Here is a 17,402-nt window from a genome sequence, read left to right as displayed (position 1 = left end):
CTAGCGGGGCGGTGGCGCGGGGGCGGCATGCTGCTGCGGAGGTGGCTCGGGAGGCGCCGGCTCGGGTGGCGTACGGTCGTCCCGCGGGCGCATCGCGAATGCCGCAGCCGCCACCGACAGCAGTCCGAAAGCGCCCCAGACCAGCCACACCCCGTCGCCGAGCGCGTTCCAGCCGAGAGTTCCCAGCGCCGGGCCGAGGGCGGTTCCCATACCGAAGGCGGCCTGCGTGAGCCCGAGATAGCGGCTCTTGGTCTCCGGCCGAGCCAGCTTGGCGGGGTAGGTCCACATGGTGGGTCCGCCCACCATCGAACCCAGCACCCCCACGAGCGTCGCCGCGACGAGGAGTGGCACCGGTTCGGGAATGGCGTACATTGCACGCCCGACACCGAGCAGCAGGAGTCCGCCGCAGACCGCAAGCCAGGCGGGCCAGTGCTGGGTGAACCGGGTGACCAGCAGCTCCAGGGCGATGATGGCGCCCGCCGACAGGCTGATCAGCCAGGTGTAGGACGTGGCGGAGTAGCCGGCCTGCGTCATGGAGAGCGGCAGGACCACGAACGACTGGATGAAAATGGCGGCACTGAGGAACATCGCCCCGAGAAACAGCACGAAGCGGACGTCGCGGGCGATGCCCAGATAGCCGACGCGTGCGGTCGGGGAGGTTTCCGGCTCAGCCGCCGAGGCACGCCCCGGGGTGTCCTTCGGCACCGCGCCGAGCGCGATCAGTGCGTACACCAGGGAGGTCAGCGCGCTCACCCAGAAGAGCAGATTCCAGGAGAGCATGATCAACCAGGCCGCGCACAGTCGCCCCACCGTCGCCCCCAGGTTGAGCGCGATGCGGTTCATCGAGAAGACCATCACCTGGCGGGCCTCGGGGACGAGGTCTGTCAGCAGCGTCATGGAAGCCGGGCGGTACGCCTGGGTCATGGCACCCGAGAGGGCGACGGCGCCGACAAGCAGGGGGAAGGAACCCAGCAGCGGCACGATGCCGGTGAGCAGGGCCGCACAGATCATCGACAGGACGATCGTCCTGCGCGGTCCCAGACGCCGAACAAGCTCGGCGCCGAACATGACACCGGCGATGGTCCCGGCCCCGTAGGCGGTCAGCGCCACTCCGGCCTGGTCTGTGGAGAAGCCCCTCCAGACCATGTAGAGCACGAGGAACGGCTGGACGAAGCCGCCGACTTGGTTGACGAAGATGCCGAGGAGGAGAAAACGCACTGCTGGCGGGCTGTGCCGCAACGTCTTGACGGCACCCCACTTCTCGTCGGACTTGCCCTTGGACTCGGTCATCGCGCCGCTCCCGGGGAAACCGGCGCCCAGGCCAGTTCCGGCTCCGCATCCGTCGTGAGGGCGGGTGCCGGACGGTGTTCGAGACGGAGGGCGGCGCCGGCGAGCTTCAGCCTCTCCTGACAGGCCGCGACGGTGTCAGCGACGCATATGGCGTAGGCGTAGCGGGAAATGTAGCCGCGGGGCGGGAGCCTGAGGACGTCACCGGGCGTGACCAGGGATATCGCCTGGTGCAGTCCCGGCAGTGCGTCCCGGTCCGGCACCCGCACCGACTCCACCGTGCAGTCTTCCGGCGGGTAGGCGAAGTGGATGCCTGCGACCTGCCGGCTTTCGGCGACGGGCAGTTCCACCGGTCTGCCCAGCGCTGCGCGGGCGCCGCAGCGCCCTGGGTCGATGCCCGTCGCGAGGCTGCCGAGGAAGGGGATGAGCCCGCCGCCCAGCCGGGCGTTGACCTCGATCAGCCGGGGCCCGGAAGCAGTCAGCCGCACCTCGGTGTGGGTGATGGTGCCCGTGGCACCAAGCGCCAGGTGTGCGTCGGTGAGCAGCGTGAGCAGCTCACCGGAGGACAGGAGCGGGTCCCAGGGATCAACGAGATGCCCTGTCTCCTCGAAGTAGGGCTCCATCGCGACCCTCTTGCGGGCGAGGACAAGAGGCCGGTAGACCCCGTCTACCAGCAATCCGTCCACGCTGATCTCGGGACCGTCGGCATACTCCTCGACAAGGACGGACGCCTCGAAGGTCGGTACGCCTGGGTAGTTCGGGGCCGCGGCCTCCCGGTAGGCGTCGACCAGCCCGGCAGGCTTGGACACCAGGACCACGCCGAGGCTCCCCGCCAGGCCACGGGGCTTGAGGACCAAGGGGAAGCCGAACTCGTCCGCCGCGCGCGCGGCCTCGTCGTACGAGGAGACCGCCACTGACCGCGGCTGGCCGACGTCGGAGGAGGCCAGCAGCGTGCGGGTGCGGCTCTTGTCTCGGCAGTTGCGCACCGCCTCGGAGCCCATGCCCGGAAGCCCGAACTCCTCCACCAGGGCCGCGGCGGGCTCGACGAGCGCCTCGGAGAAGCAGAAGACGCCGTCGATGCGGCGGACCGCCGACAGTTCCCGGGCAGATGCGACCAGTGCCTCGGGATCAGAAGTGTCCACGCGGGTGAAGCCCGCCAGGTAGGGCGACTGCCACGTCGGTTCGTCGGTGTCGAAGAGCCACAGTGGGTGTTCTCGGGCGGCGCCGGCGAGCAAGTACTCGCGGTAGAGCCGTATGCCGCTGCCGACGACTACGAGCACGCCGCCGCTCGCCCGTTCGTGAAATGAGTCCATCGTCCGGATTCCGTGTTTCGTGGTTGTGCCGCGAGGGCCCGGGGGTTCAGGTGGTGCTCGATCAGGCGATGGTGTAGAAGCCCTCACCGTCGAGCTGACGGATGGTGCCACGGTCGCGGTGAACGACCGCTTCCACCTCGTGAGCGAGCTCGACGAGGAGCGGGATCTTGAAGTCGTCGACGGTCCGGTGGATTGGATCGCCAGGCGCCACGCCCACTTTGAGCTGGTGGAAGCTTTCCAGCGCCCGCACTTCCGCCAGCCGCGGATAGTCCACGAGCGTGCCGGACCGCGGGGAGATCAGGCCGACGGAGGCAACATGCCGCTCTATCCGGTAATCCTCGCCGCACCGGGCGAGGAATCTGTCAGGCGCGAGGTAGGCGTCGGCGGTCCATTCGAGTTGGCCCTCTCCGAGCGCGGTGCGCACCAGCACCGGGAGGCCGCCGCCGCACAACCGGGCACCGGTTTCGATCAAAGCCGGGCCGTCGGGCGTCATCTTCAGCTCTGTGTGCGCAGGCCCGTTCGCCACCCCCAGGGCGTCCAGCGCGGCGAAGGTGTAGGCAACCAGTGCGTCCTGCACGCGGCCGCGACGGGACAGCAGGTGGGCACTGTCGAGGAGGTCCCGCACACCGTTGGCCGAGATGTGCGTGGTCTGCCAGATGTCACACACATGGTGCTGCCCGTCCAGGCTGACGGTGTTGACGTAGTACTCGGCTCCGAAGAGGTACTCCTGCAAGAGCACCGCCTCGTTCCGCGATGCCACGGCGTTGCCCTTGCCGAGGACGCCGCGGAATGCCGATCTCACCTCCTGGGCGGTGTCACAGAACCGCACGCCGTCACTTCCGGAGCTGCGCACCGGCTTGACGACGATCCGCCCGCCCGTCTTGTCGAACCACTCGACGGCCTGGTCCTCGTCGGTGGCTACGAACTGCTCGGTGCCGCGCAGTCCGGCGGCCTTGACCGTCTCGATCATGCGGAACTTGTCGCGGCGGTCCCGGCTGAGCGCGGTGCCATTGGTCCGCAGGCCGAGGGCTTCGCCGAGGGCATCGGCGAGTTCCACCCCCACCTCTCCGCCGGGCAGGACTGCCAGAGGTCGATGCTCGTCGGCGAGGACACGGGCCGTAACAGCCAGGTCGCCGCGGTGGACGATGTTCACCGCGAAGTCATCCGGCACGAACTGGGGTGCCGAGACCGCGGGGATGCGCTCGGTGCTCTGGATGTGAACGGTCCGGTAGCCGCGCTCCCGAAGGAGCGGGGCGAGGCGGTTCGCCGATGAGTAGGCGTCGACGATGGCGACGGTCGGCTGGTCGGACGGTGACACGGTTGTTCCTTCTGCTAGTGGTCCGGGGCACGGGAGGGGACTGTTCCGTCGCTGAGCACGAAGACTCCCTCCCGGTTGCGTTGTTGATAGTGGTCGATGTCCGCGAGGAGGGTCGCCTCGTCCTCATGGCGCAACCACAGCGTCATGACCGGGTCCTCGTTCACCGAGGGCGTCAGCCGCACTCCAGGTTCCGGGATGCGTTCCGGTGCCACGTACGAGGGGCGGTCCAACAGATCACTCAGTCCGGTGATCTCGACGAGCCGGCCGTGCGTGCGAACGATGAAGGAGTAGTCGGACACGAAGCCGATGTCCCCCGCGTCCGCGAGCGCGACGGGCCGGCCTGTCGTCAGTGCCCCCGCCTGACCGGGTACGCCGAGCAGGGAGCACAGCTCTGGCAGCGGTGAACCTCCCGGGCGGGCAGCCCACTTGACGACCTTCAAGGTGTCCTTGCCGACCACGAGCTCGAAGTGGACCGGCCCGTCGTCCATACCGGCGGCCTTGACGAGGGGCTCCAGGCCGGTGGTGAGCCGGGTGAGGAGTGGGTTGGCCGGGGAGAGATTGATGACGCTGGTGAGCAGGGTGCGCGGCCCCTCCTCCAGGGTGAAGCAGCGCCAGCAGTCGGTGAGCACGAGGCGTCCATGGTGCACCACGCCATTGGCGAAGTGTGGGGTGCCTGGGACAAAGGGATGCGCGACGACGCGGTCACCGGCGCGATTCCACAGATGGGCTGTCGCCTCTTCCCCGAGTGGTGCTCCTGGCCGGTGGTACAGCGCGGAGCCGGTCTCGGCAGAGATGTCCGGGCGTACGACGACGGTGGAGGTGGCGGCTTTGAGGTGGTCGTCGAGCGCGGCAGGGCTTTCCACAACGGTGAGATCCAGCGCAAGAGCCGAGTCGGCGTCGGCGACCGTCGCGTTCTGCAGTGCCTTGCTGCGAGATGCGGTCGTGAGCACTGGTCAGACCTGCTCGAAATGGAACGACTTGATGAAACAGTCGCGGGGCTGGCCCACCGCGAAGAGCACGCATTCGGAGAGCGACTGGGAGGTCAGCATGTCGTCGGACGTGCGAGGTGCGCTGCCCCAGGCGTCCGAGAGTGGATCGGTGTTCCGGAAATCCGGCGGGTACAGGGAGATGACCCGTACCCCCTTGTCACGCAACCGCTTGGAGAGGATGTCGGAGAATCCCGCTTGCGCGTGCTTGGCGGCGTAGAAGGCATCGTGGGCGCTGGAGCGGTCGAAGCCCACAACTCCGCAGGTGGACACCATGGTGACGATGTCGGGGTGATCGGAGGCGAGGAGCAGCGGCAGGAAGTTCTTGGTGGTGAGCACCGTGCCGATGGCACCGGAGGCGATGGTGTCGACGACGTCGTCGTCCGAGGCGGAGAGGAGGTCGGTCCCCTCCAGCCAGCGGGCCGCGTTGTTGATCAGGATGTCGATCCGGTCGGTGACACCGGTGACCTTTGCGGCGAAGTCCCTGATGGAGGCGGGATCGGTGAGGTCGCAGGCGAAGGCGTGCACCGATGCGTGGCCCAGGGCACGGATCTCGTCCTGAACCTTCTGCGCACCGGCGAGCGTACGGGCGGAGAGGAAGACCTCCGCACCCTCTTGGGCGAAGCGAATGGCGAGGGTGCGGCCGAAGTCGCGGGAAGCGCCGGTGACAACGACGCGGTGGTCGGCGAAACGGTTGCTCACAATGGTGTCCAAAGGGCGTAAGAGGGTGGTCAGATCTGGCGGGCGGGGGCGGGGAAGGAACGGCCGCCGCCCGATGGCTCGTGGGGCAGGTCCTGCAGAAGGTGGTCGACCGCCGTGCGGGCCCACTCCTCAGGGCCGGGGTAGGTGTGGTGCTCCTCGGGGAGGCAGGTGGCCAGCATGTCGGTGTCCACCGCGCTGTCCGGGGCGATGGCGAACACCTTGACGTGAGGAGGAACCTCCTGCGCGACGGCGCCGACGTACCCCTCGACGGCGAATTTCGCGGCAGTGTAGGCGGCGAGGTGGTGGCGGGGATTGCGCCCCCAGCCGGAGGAGACGGCGACGAACGTCCCCCCGGACGTGAGCAGCAGCGGCAGGAACGCGTGAGTCATGGTGTGGACACCATCGACATTGACCCTCATCACCTCTGTGAACAGGGCCGGTTCGACCTCCCACGCGGGTCGCTGGGCGTGAACGGCGCCGGCATTGGCGATCACCAAACCCGGCGCGCCCAGCTCGGAGACCGTGCTCCGGGCCCACCGCCGCACGGAGCCGGCGTCGGTGACATCCACCGTTTCGACCAGGTGTCCGGGGCCGAGCAGGTCGCGTACGTGCGCAACCCGATCGGCCGAGCGGCCGCATCCCGAGACGGGATGGCCCAGTTCGGCGAAGCGGAGGGCCATGGCCCGGCCCATTCCCTTGGTCACACCGGATATGACGACGGGGTATCGGGAGCTCATGGAGTTGCCTCCTTCGGTCGGCTGTCGTGGGATGGGCCGGACAGCACCGCTGTATCGGGGGCCAGGTCCCACACTCGATATGAGCCGTGTGCCTCCGGCCCGGTGAGGACCTGGGCGAACGGGAAGAAGGCGTACCGCTCGACGAACAGGAATGCCGTGCCGGCTTGCGCTGCGGCGAGCAGGTCTTGCCGGGAGTCTCCGACGAGTACGGTCCGCCGCGCCGCGGCGGTGGCTTTCGTCTCCCGGAGGATCTCGCCGAGGCGCTGTGCCTTGGCCCTCTCCCCGCCCCGTACGGAGGTGAAGGCGGAGGCCAGCCCGGCCGTGGCGAGCACCTTCTCGGCCTCCGCCGTGAGCGTGCCGGTTGCCACGTGCAAGGGCGTCCCCCGCCCCTGCAGAGCCCGGACCAGCTCGGCGGCCCCCGCGCACAGAGGAGCCTGCCGATAGCGTTCTGCGATGAGTTCGGCGTAGTGCCCGGAGTAGCGGGCCAGAAACTCCTCGAATCCGGGCCCCTCGTCACTGCCGCCGAGCCGGTCACGGTGAAACGCCGCGAAATGTTCTCGCCTCGACCGGCCGAAGGTCCGGCGGAACTCGTGGAGGAAGTCCTCCACGAGTGCGTCACCGAAGTCCGCCAGCGCGGACCGCATGCAGGCGACCTTCACCTCGTTGGAGTCCACCAGCACTCCGTCGAGGTCGAAGACGACCGTGTCATGACCGGAGAGCCAGTCGAGGAGACCGTCAGTCATGGGCCAGTACGCGACGCAGCTTCTCAGCCGAGAAGGCGTTCGCCCCCTCAGCGGCGAGCGACCACAGTGCCCGCAGCCTGGTGTCCGGGCTGTGGTCCGGCACCGCTTCCAGGTTCTGGACGTAGCTGGGGTGCACGCCGTACATGCCGGCGATGGCGTAGAGCGGACTGGCTCCCCACCGATGCTTGTCCAGCAAGGCCAGGAAGTGGCGGGCGGCAGTCTCCAGGAACGGCCGCAACCGGTCGGCCGGCTGGCCGAGCGCGGCCAGCAGTTGCTCCGTCCGGGCGTTGCCCGCTCCACGGCCCATACCGAGGACGGTGGAGTCCAGCCAGAGGGCACCGGCCTCCGCGGCGGCCAGCGTGTTGTGCAACGCGAAGCCCTGGTTGTCATGGGCGTGGATACCCACGGGGTTGTCCTGGCCGGTACGGAAGCGGTCGACCAGGTCCTTCACCCGGGCCGCGTGCATGGAGCCGAGCGAGTCGGCGACGTAGACCGCTTGCAGAGAGCCCATGGCGGCCACATGCGCGATGGTCTCGTCGACGCCTTGGTCATCGGCGAGGTCGATCTGCATCAGGTTGAGACAGACGCCGAAACCGGCCGCTCGCAGCGCATCCACCAGGGGGGTGCACGCGGCCACCCTGGCGTAGTGCACGGCGACGCGCACCAGGTCTACGGGCAGCGGCGCGGCCGACAGCCGCTCGGCGAGCCGCGCTCCCGCATCGGCGGCCTCCTGACCATGGAGCAGCGGACCGGCGTCCACCATGACCGCGACCCGCACAGCGCGGTTCGCGGTCAGTGCGGCTCGCACAGGAGACGTCAATCCAGCGGGAAGCTTTCCGTAGGGACCCCGGTCGTTGTCGGTGAGCGTGGCGTAGCCGAGTTCGACGACGTCGATGCCGACGGCGGCGCATGCGGCGAGGTACTCCTCCACCAGAACCCCGTCGAAGTCCCAGTTGGTGTAGTAGCCGCCGTCCCGCAGGGTGCAGTCGAGTACGGTGACTGCGCTCCGGTCGCCTGTGCTCACGCCTCCTCCAGGTCGGGCAGCGTATTGGTGAAGTCCACGTGGTGGATGCGCCGCATGGGCGCCCAGTTGAGCTTCCCGTCGTTGCCCGGGTGGCGCACGAGCAGACCGCCGTCGGTGTGCATCATGTCGTCCCATTCCTGGACCTTGGGGTGGAGGTCGTTGGCGCGCAGGAAGTCCCGCACAGGCTCGAAGTGGTCCTCGGCCTCGACGTACATGAACAGCGTCAGCGGGTCGATGTAGAAGATCTGCAGCTTGCGCACTCCGATGGTCTCGAGGGCGCCCCCAGGCCCCACGATCTCAGGCCAGACCTCGCGGTGCAGGGCGATGTACTTCTCGGCAGCCGCCTCGTCCTTGAGCCGGATGGTGAAGGCGTGGTTTTTCATCGTGAGAGCTCCTTGGTGAGGTGGAGAAGGTTCTCGTACGTGTGCCGGACCTCTGTCCAGGTCTCCTCGTCGAGCACATGGCGGCTCGGGCCTCGGATGATCGTGTTCTTGACGATCCCGCGCTCCTTCAAGAAGCGTTTGGCTATGGAGAGGTAGTAGTCGGTGCTGTTCATCATGTGGCACATGAGGTAGGAGAGGGGGTGTCCGATGCGTTCGGCCTCGGCTCGACGGCCCTCCTCGAGCAAGCGCCACAGCACTACGACGATCTCGGCGATCTCGGTGGCGGGGATCGTGCCGACCAGGCCCCTGCGATGACAGTCGAGCAGCATCATCCCGCCGTCGCCCTCGAAGATCCGGGCCCGTCCACCGGTGGCGTCGCGCAGCTGGCTGACCCGAGGCGGGGTGGGTTGGGCCTCGGGCTTGAACAGCACCCGGTCCTCGCCGAACTCCTCGAGCAGCCGGGCCTGAGCGGCGACGGACAGCGGTACCTTGGCCAGGCTCTTGGCGTGGTGAACGATGACGGGAATGTCTACGGAGGTGATGATCCGCCGGTAGTAATCCACCATCTCCTCGTCGCCGAGTCCGACGGTGGCGGGATGCATCACGAGCAGTGCGTCGACACCAGCGCTCTGTGCATGGCGCGAGTACCCGATCGCGGCCTCGGCCGTCTCGGCGCCCGTGCTCATCACGGAGACGCCGCGGCCGGTGGCAGCCTTGGCACAGAGCTCTGCGACACGCAGCCGTTCGGCATGGGTCAGGCGCAGCACCTCGGAGACCTGTCCGACAACGAACCCGTCGCACCCGACGTCGAACATGTGCTCCGTCTGTGCGAGGAAGTCCTCTTCGTCGATGGTGCCTTGTTCCGTGTAGGGCATGAGGATCACGGGCAGGACGCCGGTGATGTCGCCTGTGTCGCTGGTTCGGTGGGTCATCGCATGTTCCTGTGATCGCGTGGGGATGGAGGTCACGGTGCCGCTCCGGTGACGAGGCGGGCCACTTCGGCGGCGGCCCAGGGGGCCATCTTGAAACCGCCTCCGCTGAACCCGGTGGCGAGCACAAGTGCCGGGTCGCCGGCCATGGGGCCGACCCGTGCCCGGGCGTCGGGGGCGTAGCACTCGGCGGCACGCAGGCCGCCGCAGCTTCGGCTGTTGTCGGCCCAGCGCAGCCGCTGTGCCGCCGCTGCCTTGATCCGGTGTGAATGCGCCGGGTCGAGGGGCTGGGGTGCGTCTCCGGCGCAGCGGCGGCCCGTGGGGTGACCCACGTAGACACCGGTGGACTCCGGGTGGGGTCGGCCGTTGAGGTCGTACACGTCATCCGTGTAAGCGGGATGTTCGGTCACCGGGGCCGCGGGGAGTCGCAGGTCCACCTGGATCGCCTGCGCCCACAGGTCGTGCGGCACGCCCCAGGAGGTGAGCAGCGCAGGCGTCCAGGCACCGGTGGCGAGGACGACGGTGCGAGCGCGGACCATGCCGCTGTCGGTGTCGACCCCCACGATCCTGCCGGCTTGCCGGCTCAGGCCGCGGACCGCGACGCCCTCGACGAGCCGGCCGCCCTTACGCTGTCCGGCCGTCAGGAAGCCTCGCGTGGTTTCCTCCGCGTCGATGTAGCCGGCTTGCGGCTCCCAGACAGCGCCACATGCCTGGCCCTTGACGATGTCACCGAACCGCCGGGCCAGCTCCGCACCTGACAGCCACTCGATGGGGTACCCGGTGGCAGCGATTCGGGCGCACTCCGTTTCCGCGTACTGCCCTCTGTCGAGAGCCGGCAAGTAGAGGAAGCCGCACGCCTGGAATGGCACATCGACGCCCGTGTGCTCGGCGAACGCGTGGAAGTACCTCCAGCCGACGAGTGCGCGGTCACGCAGCGCGGGATCGTCGTGGTGGACGCGGACGACGCCTCCGCATCGCGCGGTGGTGCCACCACCGCCCCGATGGGCGTCGACGGCGGTGACCTTGACGCCGCCGTCGGCCAGTGCGTGAAATACGGCCGCCCCGATGATGCCGGCGCCGACCACGACCACGTCGGCGGGGGGCAGCTCACTCATGGGTTCCGCTGAGGGCGGTCGGCACGGATGCCCGGGCTTCGCGGTCCTCCTGGATGGAGGTGAGGATCTCACCGGCCCGGACCGCGACCATGGACAGCAGGGATGAAGTGATGCCGTGCGTGTGCTCGGTTCCGCCCTGGAGGTAGATCCCGGCGCGGATTGCAGGGCTGGTGCGCAGTCGGTAGTCACGTGCGACGCTCAGCCGCCCGTTCGCGTCACGCAGGCAGTGCCGACCGACCTCGCCGAGCAGTGCGGTGAGGTCGGAGGGCTGGTATCCGGTGGCGAACACCACGGCGTCGGCCCGGAGTTCCGCGTGGGTCGCGGTCGGCAGGTCCTTGACGCGCACCGTGACCCCTGAGTCGTCCTCGTGCACGTCGGTGACCCGGGAGGCGCGCAGCACACGCAGCCGATGCTCGCCACGGACCTTCTCCCGGTACTCCCTGCGGTAGAGGTCCTCGATGAGGTCGAGGTCGGCAACGGAGTAGTTGGTGTTGCGGTGATAAGCCATGAGCTGGTCTCTGACCGGCTCGGGGGCGTCGAACCAGAGCCCGACCGCTTCCGGGTCGAAGACGCGGTTGGCGTACGGGCTGTCGTCCGCCGGGCTGTAGCCGAACCGAGAGAGCACCGCGCACACTTCGGCGGAGGGGTAGGTGCGATGCAGGTACTCGGTGACCTCCGCGGCGCTCTGGCCCGCCCCGACCACGACGAAGCGTTCGGGGACGTCGTGCTTGAGCTCGAGCAGGGCGGTCAGAAGTTCACCGCTGTGCCAGATTCTCTCGGAGGCGGTGACTCCGTCGGGCAGGACGGGCTGCAGGCCGCAGGCCACCACGATGTTCCGGGCTCGGTGGACCGTCTCCTCGCCGAGCCTGGGACACCGGGAGACCACCTCGAACAGGCCGGCCCCACCGTCCGTGCCGCCCTCCGCGACGGTGCGGACGGATACCACCTCGCTGTCGTAACGCACCATGTGGTCGACACCGTCGGCGGCCCACTCGAGGTAGTCGTGAAACTCTTCCCGTGTCGGGAAGAACGTCTTCTGGTTGATGAAGTCGACGAGCCGGCCCTTGTCATGCAGGTATGACACGAAGCCGAACCGGCTGACAGGGTTGCGCAACGTGGCCAGGTCCTTCAGGAACGAGACCTGCATCGTGGCACCGTCGATCAGCATGCCGCGGTGCCAGCCGAAGCTCGGCTTGCGCTCCAAGAAGACCCCGGTGACCGCCCGCTCGCGCTCCGACGTCTCGTTGTGCTCCTCCAGCGCGATGGCCAGCGCGAGATTCGACGGGCCGAAGCCGATGCCGACCACGTCATAGACAGGTTCGCGCTCCGCGAGTGGTTCTGTTTCGGACATTCTCATCCTCTGCAAAAAGTCGTGTCCGTAAGTGGAGAAGTAACTTCGCAGCCGATGCGGCCGGTTCTGTGCAACGGCCGGTGTGCAGCCCGACCGGAAGCCATGAGGCGGTCAACGACAGGGCATCGGATGCTGGGCGAAATTACGGATCAACTAGCGACGCTGCCGCGGTGAAGACAACCGCGCCGGAAAACAACATCGCAAGGCAATAGCGAACGCACTACATGTCCCCCCGTTGTGACGTGTGGCGTGGCCAATCATGCACAGGATTCGGGAAGTGGATCAAGACGGTATCAGGCCATGAGCGATCACGATGAGCCCATCAATATCCACCAAACCGGACGAAAATCGCGTCGAGATCGAGACAACGCAGGGTGTGTCGATGGTCACCCCACGTACCTGAAGGGCCTGCGTACCGGCACCACCACCCCGGGCGCTACCAGGGGTAAGTCCGGTTCGCGTGCCGGTGTCCGGGCGCTTGTGCAAGACCACCGGCGCGGGAGGGGTGAGATTCCGGCGAGCAAGGGCTCGCACCCCTGACCGGGGGGGCAGCCGGCCACCACTGGTTCGTCGCGGCGCAACTCAAACTTGCGGAACGCTGTCGGCGAAGGCGATTGACCGCGCAAACACATGTGTTAAATTGTCGCCGACTCGGTGCCTGGGGGCGGAGAATCTCCGGTGCCTGGCGTTGCCTTCCAGGGCACACCACGGGCCTTCCCAATGCATACGCGGCCGAGGACCCACTGCGGTGCAGTGCAGAGGGTGATTCATCTCATTTCTTGCTCCCGAAGTAAGCCCCCAACGCTGACACGTTCCGCGCTGCCGGGGCGTTTCTGCAACGGTTGAGAGGCACCTTGATCACCAAAATTCATATCTCCGCGACGAGCGCCTCCGACGAATTCGGCATGGCTTGTCAACGGCTGATTCCCTGGCAGCCCACCCAAGCCGACGGTGAGCCGCCCGTCGGCGCGATGGCCTGCTTCCTGGCCGCCGGCTCCAGCTCCGAGCCCGACTGCCACGACCAGGACGAGGTCATGGTGATCCTCTCTGGGTCCGGCACGCTTCAGCTCGCCGGTGAGACCGCTGACTTCACCACCGGTGACCTGCTGGTACTGCCCCGCAACAACGAGCATGTCGTCAGCAACCCCACCGACGCGCCGCTGTCGTGGCTCTCCGTGTACTGGCCCCTGCACGAGCCCGAGAGGGAGGCCACCGCATGACCACCCGCACCTGGATCACCGCCACACCACCGACTCCCAATGGCGACCTTCATGTCGGTCACCTGGCCGGCCCCTATGTCGCGGCTGACGTACTCGGCCGCTTCCTGCGCGCCGACAGCCACGACGTCCGCCTGACCACCGGGCTCGACGACCACCAGGGCTACGTCGAGGTGCGCGCTTTGAAGGGCGGTGACCGGAAGCCGGAAGAGACAGCCGATCGCTACGGTGAATCGATCGTACGGGTCTGGCGGGACGCGGCCGTCGAGTTCGACGATGTCCTGCGTCCGCGCGCCGATCCGGGATACACGCTGTTCGTCCAGGACTTCTTCCAGCGTCTGTACGACGAGGGGCACATCGTAGAGCGCACCCGTCCCTTGCCCTACTGCACGCCCTGTGCCCGTTGGCTGTACGAGGGGCACGTCACCGGCGGTTGCCCGCACTGCGGAGCTTCTTCCAGCGGCAACTCCTGCGAGCCGTGCGGTCGCCCCAACGACTGCAGTGACCTCACCGACCCGCACTGCGCCACCTGCCGTGAAAAGGCCGAGCTGCGCGACGTCACCCGGCTGTACTTCCCTCTGGCGCCCTTCGCCGACCAGCTGGCAGCCTTCTGGCAGCGTGTCGACATGCCGCCCCACCTGCGGGCGCTGTGTGAACGCATGCTGACGGACGGACTGCCCGAGATCGCCGTCAGCCACCCCGCCGGCTGGGGAATCCCGGTACCCGTCGCCGGCTTCACGGACCAGCGGGTCTTCGTCTGGTTCGAGATGGCTCCCGGCTACTTGAGGGAGTACGACCCTGCGGGAGAAACGCTGCCTCAGTCCGGTCCGGTGCAATTCTTCGGTTTCGACAACGGCTACTTCCACGCGGTGCTCTTCCCGGCCCTGTTCCTCGCCTACGACGCCCGAACCCCGCTGCCCCGCGCCTTCATCGTCAACGAGTTCTATCAGCTCGAGGGGTTGAAGTTCTCCACGAGCCGGAGGCATGCCGTCTGGGCGCACGAGGCACTCGCGCTGGTCGGCTCCGACGTACTGCGCCACCATGTGCTCGCCGACCGGCCGAACGGCCGCGAGACCAGCTTCAGCCTCCCGGCGTTGGAGCGCACCCGGAACCACCTCGCCTCCTTGTGGGACGACTGGCTGGCGCATTTGTTCACCGCTGTCGAGGAGGACTGTGCGGGCCGTGTTCCTCGAGAGGAGCCCACCGGCCAGTCCTGGGAGCGGCTCACCCAGCGACTCGGGAGAATCGCCGGCGAACTGCGTGAGGCATACAGTGTGAGCGGATTCGACCCTCGTCGGGCAGTGGCCCTCCTCGACGAGGCCGTCGCCTGCGCTTCCGATTTCGGCCACGTGCACGCCCACGAGCGTGACCGGCCCGCGGGCGACTCCTCCTACCGGGCCGCGCTGCGCGGCCAGTTGGGAGTCGCTGCGGCCCTCACGGCCTGGTCGGCGCCAGTGATGCCGCGGGGGGCGGCACGGCTCGCGGCCGCGGTGGGCTTCCCTGCCCACCGCCCCGTGGACGCCAGTGCCCTCTGCCTCCCCGAGCCCGGTGCTTCCATCACCGCGCCGACGGCCCCGGTCTTCACCGGTGCGCTCCATGGGTGAGCCGACACGCGTGGCCGTGGTCGGCCCGTTCAGCGGGCCCCGCGCTTCCTGGGGGCGACTGCTGACGGACGCCATGACGTCACGCCTCGATTCCGGAATCTCCTGGGAGCCACACGATGACCGGGGTGATGCCGGCACCGCGGCGAAGGTGGGCGACGCGATCGTGGCCGACGGTGGCTTCACCGCAGTCGTCGGACACTTCAACAGCATGGGCGCAGCACGGGTGGTGGACCGCTACCGTGCCGCCGGCCTACCGCTCCTGCTGCCGCTGGCCACCGCTCCAGGCCTGCTCACCGAGCCCGGGGCGCTGCGGTGGTGCGCCCACGACACCGGCCAAGTGGAGGCGCTGGTCCAAGCGGCCCGGCGTCTCGGTCACCGAGCACCTCACATCGCTGATGACGGCAGCACCTACGGACGCCGGCTCGCGGATCGATTCAGAGATCTGCTGCCCTGCTCCGGCCCCGGAGGCCCGCTGGACGCCGTGATCGTGTGCGGTACCCACGCCGGAGCCGCCGCCACGGCTCGCCGACTCCGGGCGGAGGGGTTCGGTGGCCGGTTCCTGTTCACCGACGACTGCGCCGTTCACGACTTCCCTGACCTGCTCGGCGCTGGCGCGGGCGAGGCCCACGTGGTACGGCTGCGGGGAGGTGCCCGCCGCCATGTGGAGGCGGCGTTCGACTGCCTCGTCGATGCCCTCACCGCGAACCCGGGCTCCAGGGGCGACGAACTGCTCACCGCCCTCAGGAAACACGCCGGGATCGGCTTCGACGCCCGGGGGGACGCGGTCGACGCCGGCGCCCCGTCCGCATGGGAGGTCGTGCCCTTGACGAAGATGTCCTCACACACCCCGCCCCCGGCGAGGGGGAGGGTTCCGGGCGCGGATGTGATCGTCGTCGGAGACGGCGTTGTCGGCTGCGCCATCGCCGCCGAACTCGCTGCGTCCGGCCGATCGGTAGCACTGGCCTCCCTCGGGCCGGACGCTCCCGCGGCCACCGCTCAGTCAGGGGGGCTGGTGCGCGCATACGAGCCTCAGCCAGTGCTCCGGTCCCTGGCCATCCGCAGCCACCAGCTCCTGTGGGGTGCCGACCCCGAACTGGCCGCCTCCTGCGGCTTCCGTCGCACCGGTTCGCTCGTGCTGCTGGGCCCGGACGATCTGCCCGAGGCCGAGCGCGGGCTCACGCAGCTACGGGCCGCAGGTATCGTGGCGGACCTGCTGCCCGCTGAGGAAGTCTCATCCCGCTGGCCGGACCTGGCCGTCGAGGACATCGTCGCGGCGCTGTGGGAACCGGACGGTGGCTACGCGAGTCCACAGGCCACGGCGGCGGCGTTCCGCACCAGGGCCCTACGGTCCGGAGCCACGTCACTGCCGTACGGTCCCGTACACGCACTGCTCCCCCATCGGCGCGGGGCCGGCGTCGTCATGGACGGAGCCACCCTCACCGCCGGCTGCGTGGTCGTCGCCGCGGGCACCGGAAGCGCGGCCCTGCTCGGCGACCGTCTGAGGTTTCGCCCCGGTACCTCGGCTCCCCGTACACGGCACATCCGATACGCCTTCTTCGACCGGGGTGACAGGGAGCTGCCGGCTGTGAACGACCTGACGACCGGGGTCTGGGGCAGGCCTCAAGTGGACGGTGAGGCGGCCGGTGGCCACCTCACAGGGCGACCGGTCGAGGAATGGGACGTAAGCCCCACCGGCGGCGACGCACTCGCCGAGGAGCAGATCGCCTACATCCGCGAAGGCGCCGCCCACCGCTGGCCGTGGCTTGCCCACGCACCTGTCATGGGAGGCCGATTCGGCACCGACCTCTATCACCCGGACGGCCCGTTCATCGGGCTTCTTCCAGGCGAGCCCCGGACTGTCGTCGCTGCTTGTTGGTCGGGATCCGGGTTCAAGACCGCACCCGGCGCCGCTGCCGAGGCAGCCGCGGCGGTAAACCATCTGCTGGAGGCACGCCGGTGAGTGCTGGCTCCGACCGTGAAACCAATGACGCCGAGCTGCTGGTCACCGAGCGTACGCGGCTCCGTCGTGGTAAGGACAAAGGCAGAACGGCAAGGGCCGAGCTCCATGCGATGCTCGCCGACGGGTTCGTGTGCCACCTCGGTGTCGTCGTCGACGGCACACCCATGGTGGTGCCCACCGTGTACGGCGCCACTGACGACACGGTGTACTTCCACGGTTCGGTAGCCAGCCGCAGCCTGGTGGCGGCGTCGGAAGATGTCGTGTGCCTCACCGTCACGCACGTCGACGGAATCGTCCTGGCCCGGTCCGCCTTCGAGCATTCGGTCAACTACCGCAGTGCCATGATCTACGGGGTCCCCCGGCTGGTCGTCGAGGATGACGGGAAGCTGCTGGGGCTGCGGGTGCTGACGGAGCAGGCGATGCGCGGGCAGTGGGACTACGTCCGCCGGCCCACCCGGAAGGAAATGGCCGCGACCACCCTGCTCGCACTGCCGCTCGACGAGGCGTCGGTCAAGGTGCGCACGGGGCCTCCGGACGACGGCGACGGCCCCGACGCCGATCTCGGTCTGTGGGCGGGAGTCGTCCCTCTGATCAACGTGCGCGGCACTCCCCAGCCGGACCCGGCGCTGCCACCGGATGTACCGCTTCCCCCGCATCTGCGGCGGCTCAATGCGCCGTGACCCGGTCAAGGCCCCCTCCGGACGGCCCCACTGGGGAGTGGGGCCGAAGGGTG

Annotated in this window: 16 protein-coding genes; 4 read left to right on the top strand and 12 right to left on the bottom strand. The window is 68.6% G+C overall.

Annotated elements, in window-relative coordinates; genetic code table 11:
* From OO68_RS10010 to OO68_RS09955, 12 genes are all read right to left on the bottom strand, one after another.
* Complete coding sequence (locus OO68_RS10010) at positions 1 to 1,290, bottom strand: MFS transporter (protein ID WP_051814565.1); 1,290 nt, start codon at positions 1,288 to 1,290, stop codon at positions 1 to 3.
* A complete protein-coding gene (locus tag OO68_RS10005) occupies positions 1,287 to 2,600 on the bottom strand; it encodes an ATP-grasp domain-containing protein (RefSeq protein WP_063739305.1) in 1,314 nt (437 codons plus the stop codon). The genes OO68_RS10010 and OO68_RS10005 overlap by 4 nt, the downstream gene beginning before the upstream one ends.
* Before the next feature lie 61 nt (positions 2,601 to 2,661).
* Positions 2,662 to 3,918 (bottom strand): ATP-grasp domain-containing protein, encoded by a 1,257-nt coding sequence (locus OO68_RS10000; RefSeq protein WP_033307851.1) that lies wholly within the window; start codon positions 3,916 to 3,918, stop codon positions 2,662 to 2,664.
* A 14-nt stretch (positions 3,919 to 3,932) separates the two neighbouring features.
* A complete protein-coding gene (locus tag OO68_RS09995; RefSeq protein WP_033307850.1) occupies positions 3,933 to 4,868 on the bottom strand; it encodes a hypothetical protein in 936 nt (311 codons plus the stop codon).
* A 3-nt stretch (positions 4,869 to 4,871) separates the two neighbouring features.
* Positions 4,872 to 5,606 carry an SDR family oxidoreductase gene (locus OO68_RS09990; RefSeq protein ID WP_033307849.1) on the bottom strand — a complete coding sequence of 245 codons (735 nt, stop codon included), beginning with the start codon at positions 5,604 to 5,606 and terminating at the stop codon, positions 4,872 to 4,874.
* 29 nt (positions 5,607 to 5,635) lie between these two features.
* Positions 5,636 to 6,343 carry an SDR family oxidoreductase gene (locus tag OO68_RS09985; protein WP_051814564.1) on the bottom strand — a complete coding sequence of 236 codons (708 nt, stop codon included), beginning with the start codon at positions 6,341 to 6,343 and terminating at the stop codon, positions 5,636 to 5,638.
* Positions 6,340 to 7,086, bottom strand: coding sequence for an HAD family hydrolase (locus tag OO68_RS09980; RefSeq protein ID WP_033307848.1), 747 nt, complete (start codon positions 7,084 to 7,086; stop codon positions 6,340 to 6,342). The genes OO68_RS09985 and OO68_RS09980 overlap by 4 nt, the downstream gene beginning before the upstream one ends.
* Positions 7,079 to 8,110, bottom strand: coding sequence for a hydroxymethylglutaryl-CoA lyase-like TIM-barrel protein (locus OO68_RS09975; protein WP_033307847.1), 1,032 nt, complete (start codon positions 8,108 to 8,110; stop codon positions 7,079 to 7,081). The genes OO68_RS09980 and OO68_RS09975 overlap by 8 nt, the downstream gene beginning before the upstream one ends.
* Positions 8,107 to 8,493, bottom strand: a complete 387-nt coding sequence (locus OO68_RS09970) for an L-rhamnose mutarotase (RefSeq protein ID WP_033307846.1) — start codon at positions 8,491 to 8,493, stop codon at positions 8,107 to 8,109. Before OO68_RS09970 ends, OO68_RS09975 begins: the two co-directional genes overlap by 4 nt.
* Complete coding sequence (locus OO68_RS09965; RefSeq protein ID WP_033307845.1) at positions 8,490 to 9,425, bottom strand: dihydrodipicolinate synthase family protein; 936 nt, start codon at positions 9,423 to 9,425, stop codon at positions 8,490 to 8,492. Before OO68_RS09965 ends, OO68_RS09970 begins: the two co-directional genes overlap by 4 nt.
* A 32-nt stretch (positions 9,426 to 9,457) precedes the next feature.
* Positions 9,458 to 10,537, bottom strand: coding sequence for an NAD(P)/FAD-dependent oxidoreductase (locus OO68_RS09960; RefSeq protein WP_033307844.1), 1,080 nt, complete (start codon positions 10,535 to 10,537; stop codon positions 9,458 to 9,460).
* Positions 10,530 to 11,888 carry a lysine N(6)-hydroxylase/L-ornithine N(5)-oxygenase family protein gene (locus OO68_RS09955; protein WP_033307843.1) on the bottom strand — a complete coding sequence of 453 codons (1,359 nt, stop codon included), beginning with the start codon at positions 11,886 to 11,888 and terminating at the stop codon, positions 10,530 to 10,532. The genes OO68_RS09960 and OO68_RS09955 overlap by 8 nt, the downstream gene beginning before the upstream one ends.
* Positions 11,889 to 12,793: 905 nt before the next feature.
* Here OO68_RS09955 and OO68_RS09950 point away from each other — a divergent pair.
* The 4 genes from OO68_RS09950 to OO68_RS09935 are packed head-to-tail and all read left to right on the top strand — an operon-like array spanning position 12,794 to position 17,349.
* Positions 12,794 to 13,108 (top strand): cupin domain-containing protein, encoded by a 315-nt coding sequence (locus OO68_RS09950; RefSeq protein WP_078625236.1) that lies wholly within the window; start codon positions 12,794 to 12,796, stop codon positions 13,106 to 13,108.
* Positions 13,105 to 14,709 carry a methionine--tRNA ligase gene (locus OO68_RS09945; protein ID WP_033307842.1) on the top strand — a complete coding sequence of 535 codons (1,605 nt, stop codon included), beginning with the start codon at positions 13,105 to 13,107 and terminating at the stop codon, positions 14,707 to 14,709. The genes OO68_RS09950 and OO68_RS09945 overlap by 4 nt, the downstream gene beginning before the upstream one ends.
* Positions 14,702 to 16,669: an FAD-dependent oxidoreductase gene (locus OO68_RS09940; protein WP_033307841.1), complete on the top strand. Its 1,968-nt coding sequence runs from the start codon at positions 14,702 to 14,704 to the stop codon at positions 16,667 to 16,669. Before OO68_RS09945 ends, OO68_RS09940 begins: the two co-directional genes overlap by 8 nt.
* The gene (locus tag OO68_RS09935; protein ID WP_245236939.1) at positions 16,666 to 17,349 is read left to right on the top strand and encodes a pyridoxamine 5'-phosphate oxidase family protein; all 684 of its coding nucleotides are present in this window, start codon (positions 16,666 to 16,668) and stop codon (positions 17,347 to 17,349) included. The genes OO68_RS09940 and OO68_RS09935 overlap by 4 nt, the downstream gene beginning before the upstream one ends.
* Positions 17,350 to 17,402 lie beyond the last annotated feature (53 nt).

This window comes from Streptomyces iakyrus, from assembly GCF_000717055.1.
In the GTDB taxonomy this organism is placed as follows: Bacteria; Actinomycetota; Actinomycetes; order Streptomycetales; family Streptomycetaceae; genus Streptomyces; species Streptomyces iakyrus.
This window is presented reverse-complemented; position numbering and strand designations above follow the sequence as displayed.

Excerpts from the sequence above, each read along its gene's own strand:
- OO68_RS10010 (WP_051814565.1), bottom strand. The coding sequence starts at position 1,290 with ATGACCGAGTCCAAGGGCAAGTCCGACGAGAAGTGGGGTGCCGTCAAG.
- OO68_RS10005 (WP_063739305.1), bottom strand. The coding sequence starts at position 2,600 with ATGGACTCATTTCACGAACGGGCGAGCGGCGGCGTGCTCGTAGTCGTC.
- OO68_RS09985 (WP_051814564.1), bottom strand. The coding sequence starts at position 6,343 with ATGAGCTCCCGATACCCCGTCGTCATATCCGGTGTGACCAAGGGAATG.
- OO68_RS09980 (WP_033307848.1), bottom strand. The coding sequence starts at position 7,086 with ATGACTGACGGTCTCCTCGACTGGCTCTCCGGTCATGACACGGTCGTC.
- OO68_RS09970 (WP_033307846.1), bottom strand. The coding sequence starts at position 8,493 with ATGAAAAACCACGCCTTCACCATCCGGCTCAAGGACGAGGCGGCTGCC.
- OO68_RS09965 (WP_033307845.1), bottom strand. The coding sequence starts at position 9,425 with ATGACCCACCGAACCAGCGACACAGGCGACATCACCGGCGTCCTGCCC.
- OO68_RS09960 (WP_033307844.1), bottom strand. The coding sequence starts at position 10,537 with ATGAGTGAGCTGCCCCCCGCCGACGTGGTCGTGGTCGGCGCCGGCATC.
- OO68_RS09955 (WP_033307843.1), bottom strand. The coding sequence starts at position 11,888 with ATGTCCGAAACAGAACCACTCGCGGAGCGCGAACCTGTCTATGACGTG.
- OO68_RS09950 (WP_078625236.1), top strand. The coding sequence starts at position 12,794 with ATGGCTTGTCAACGGCTGATTCCCTGGCAGCCCACCCAAGCCGACGGT.
- OO68_RS09945 (WP_033307842.1), top strand. The coding sequence starts at position 13,105 with ATGACCACCCGCACCTGGATCACCGCCACACCACCGACTCCCAATGGC.
- OO68_RS09940 (WP_033307841.1), top strand. The coding sequence starts at position 14,702 with ATGGGTGAGCCGACACGCGTGGCCGTGGTCGGCCCGTTCAGCGGGCCC.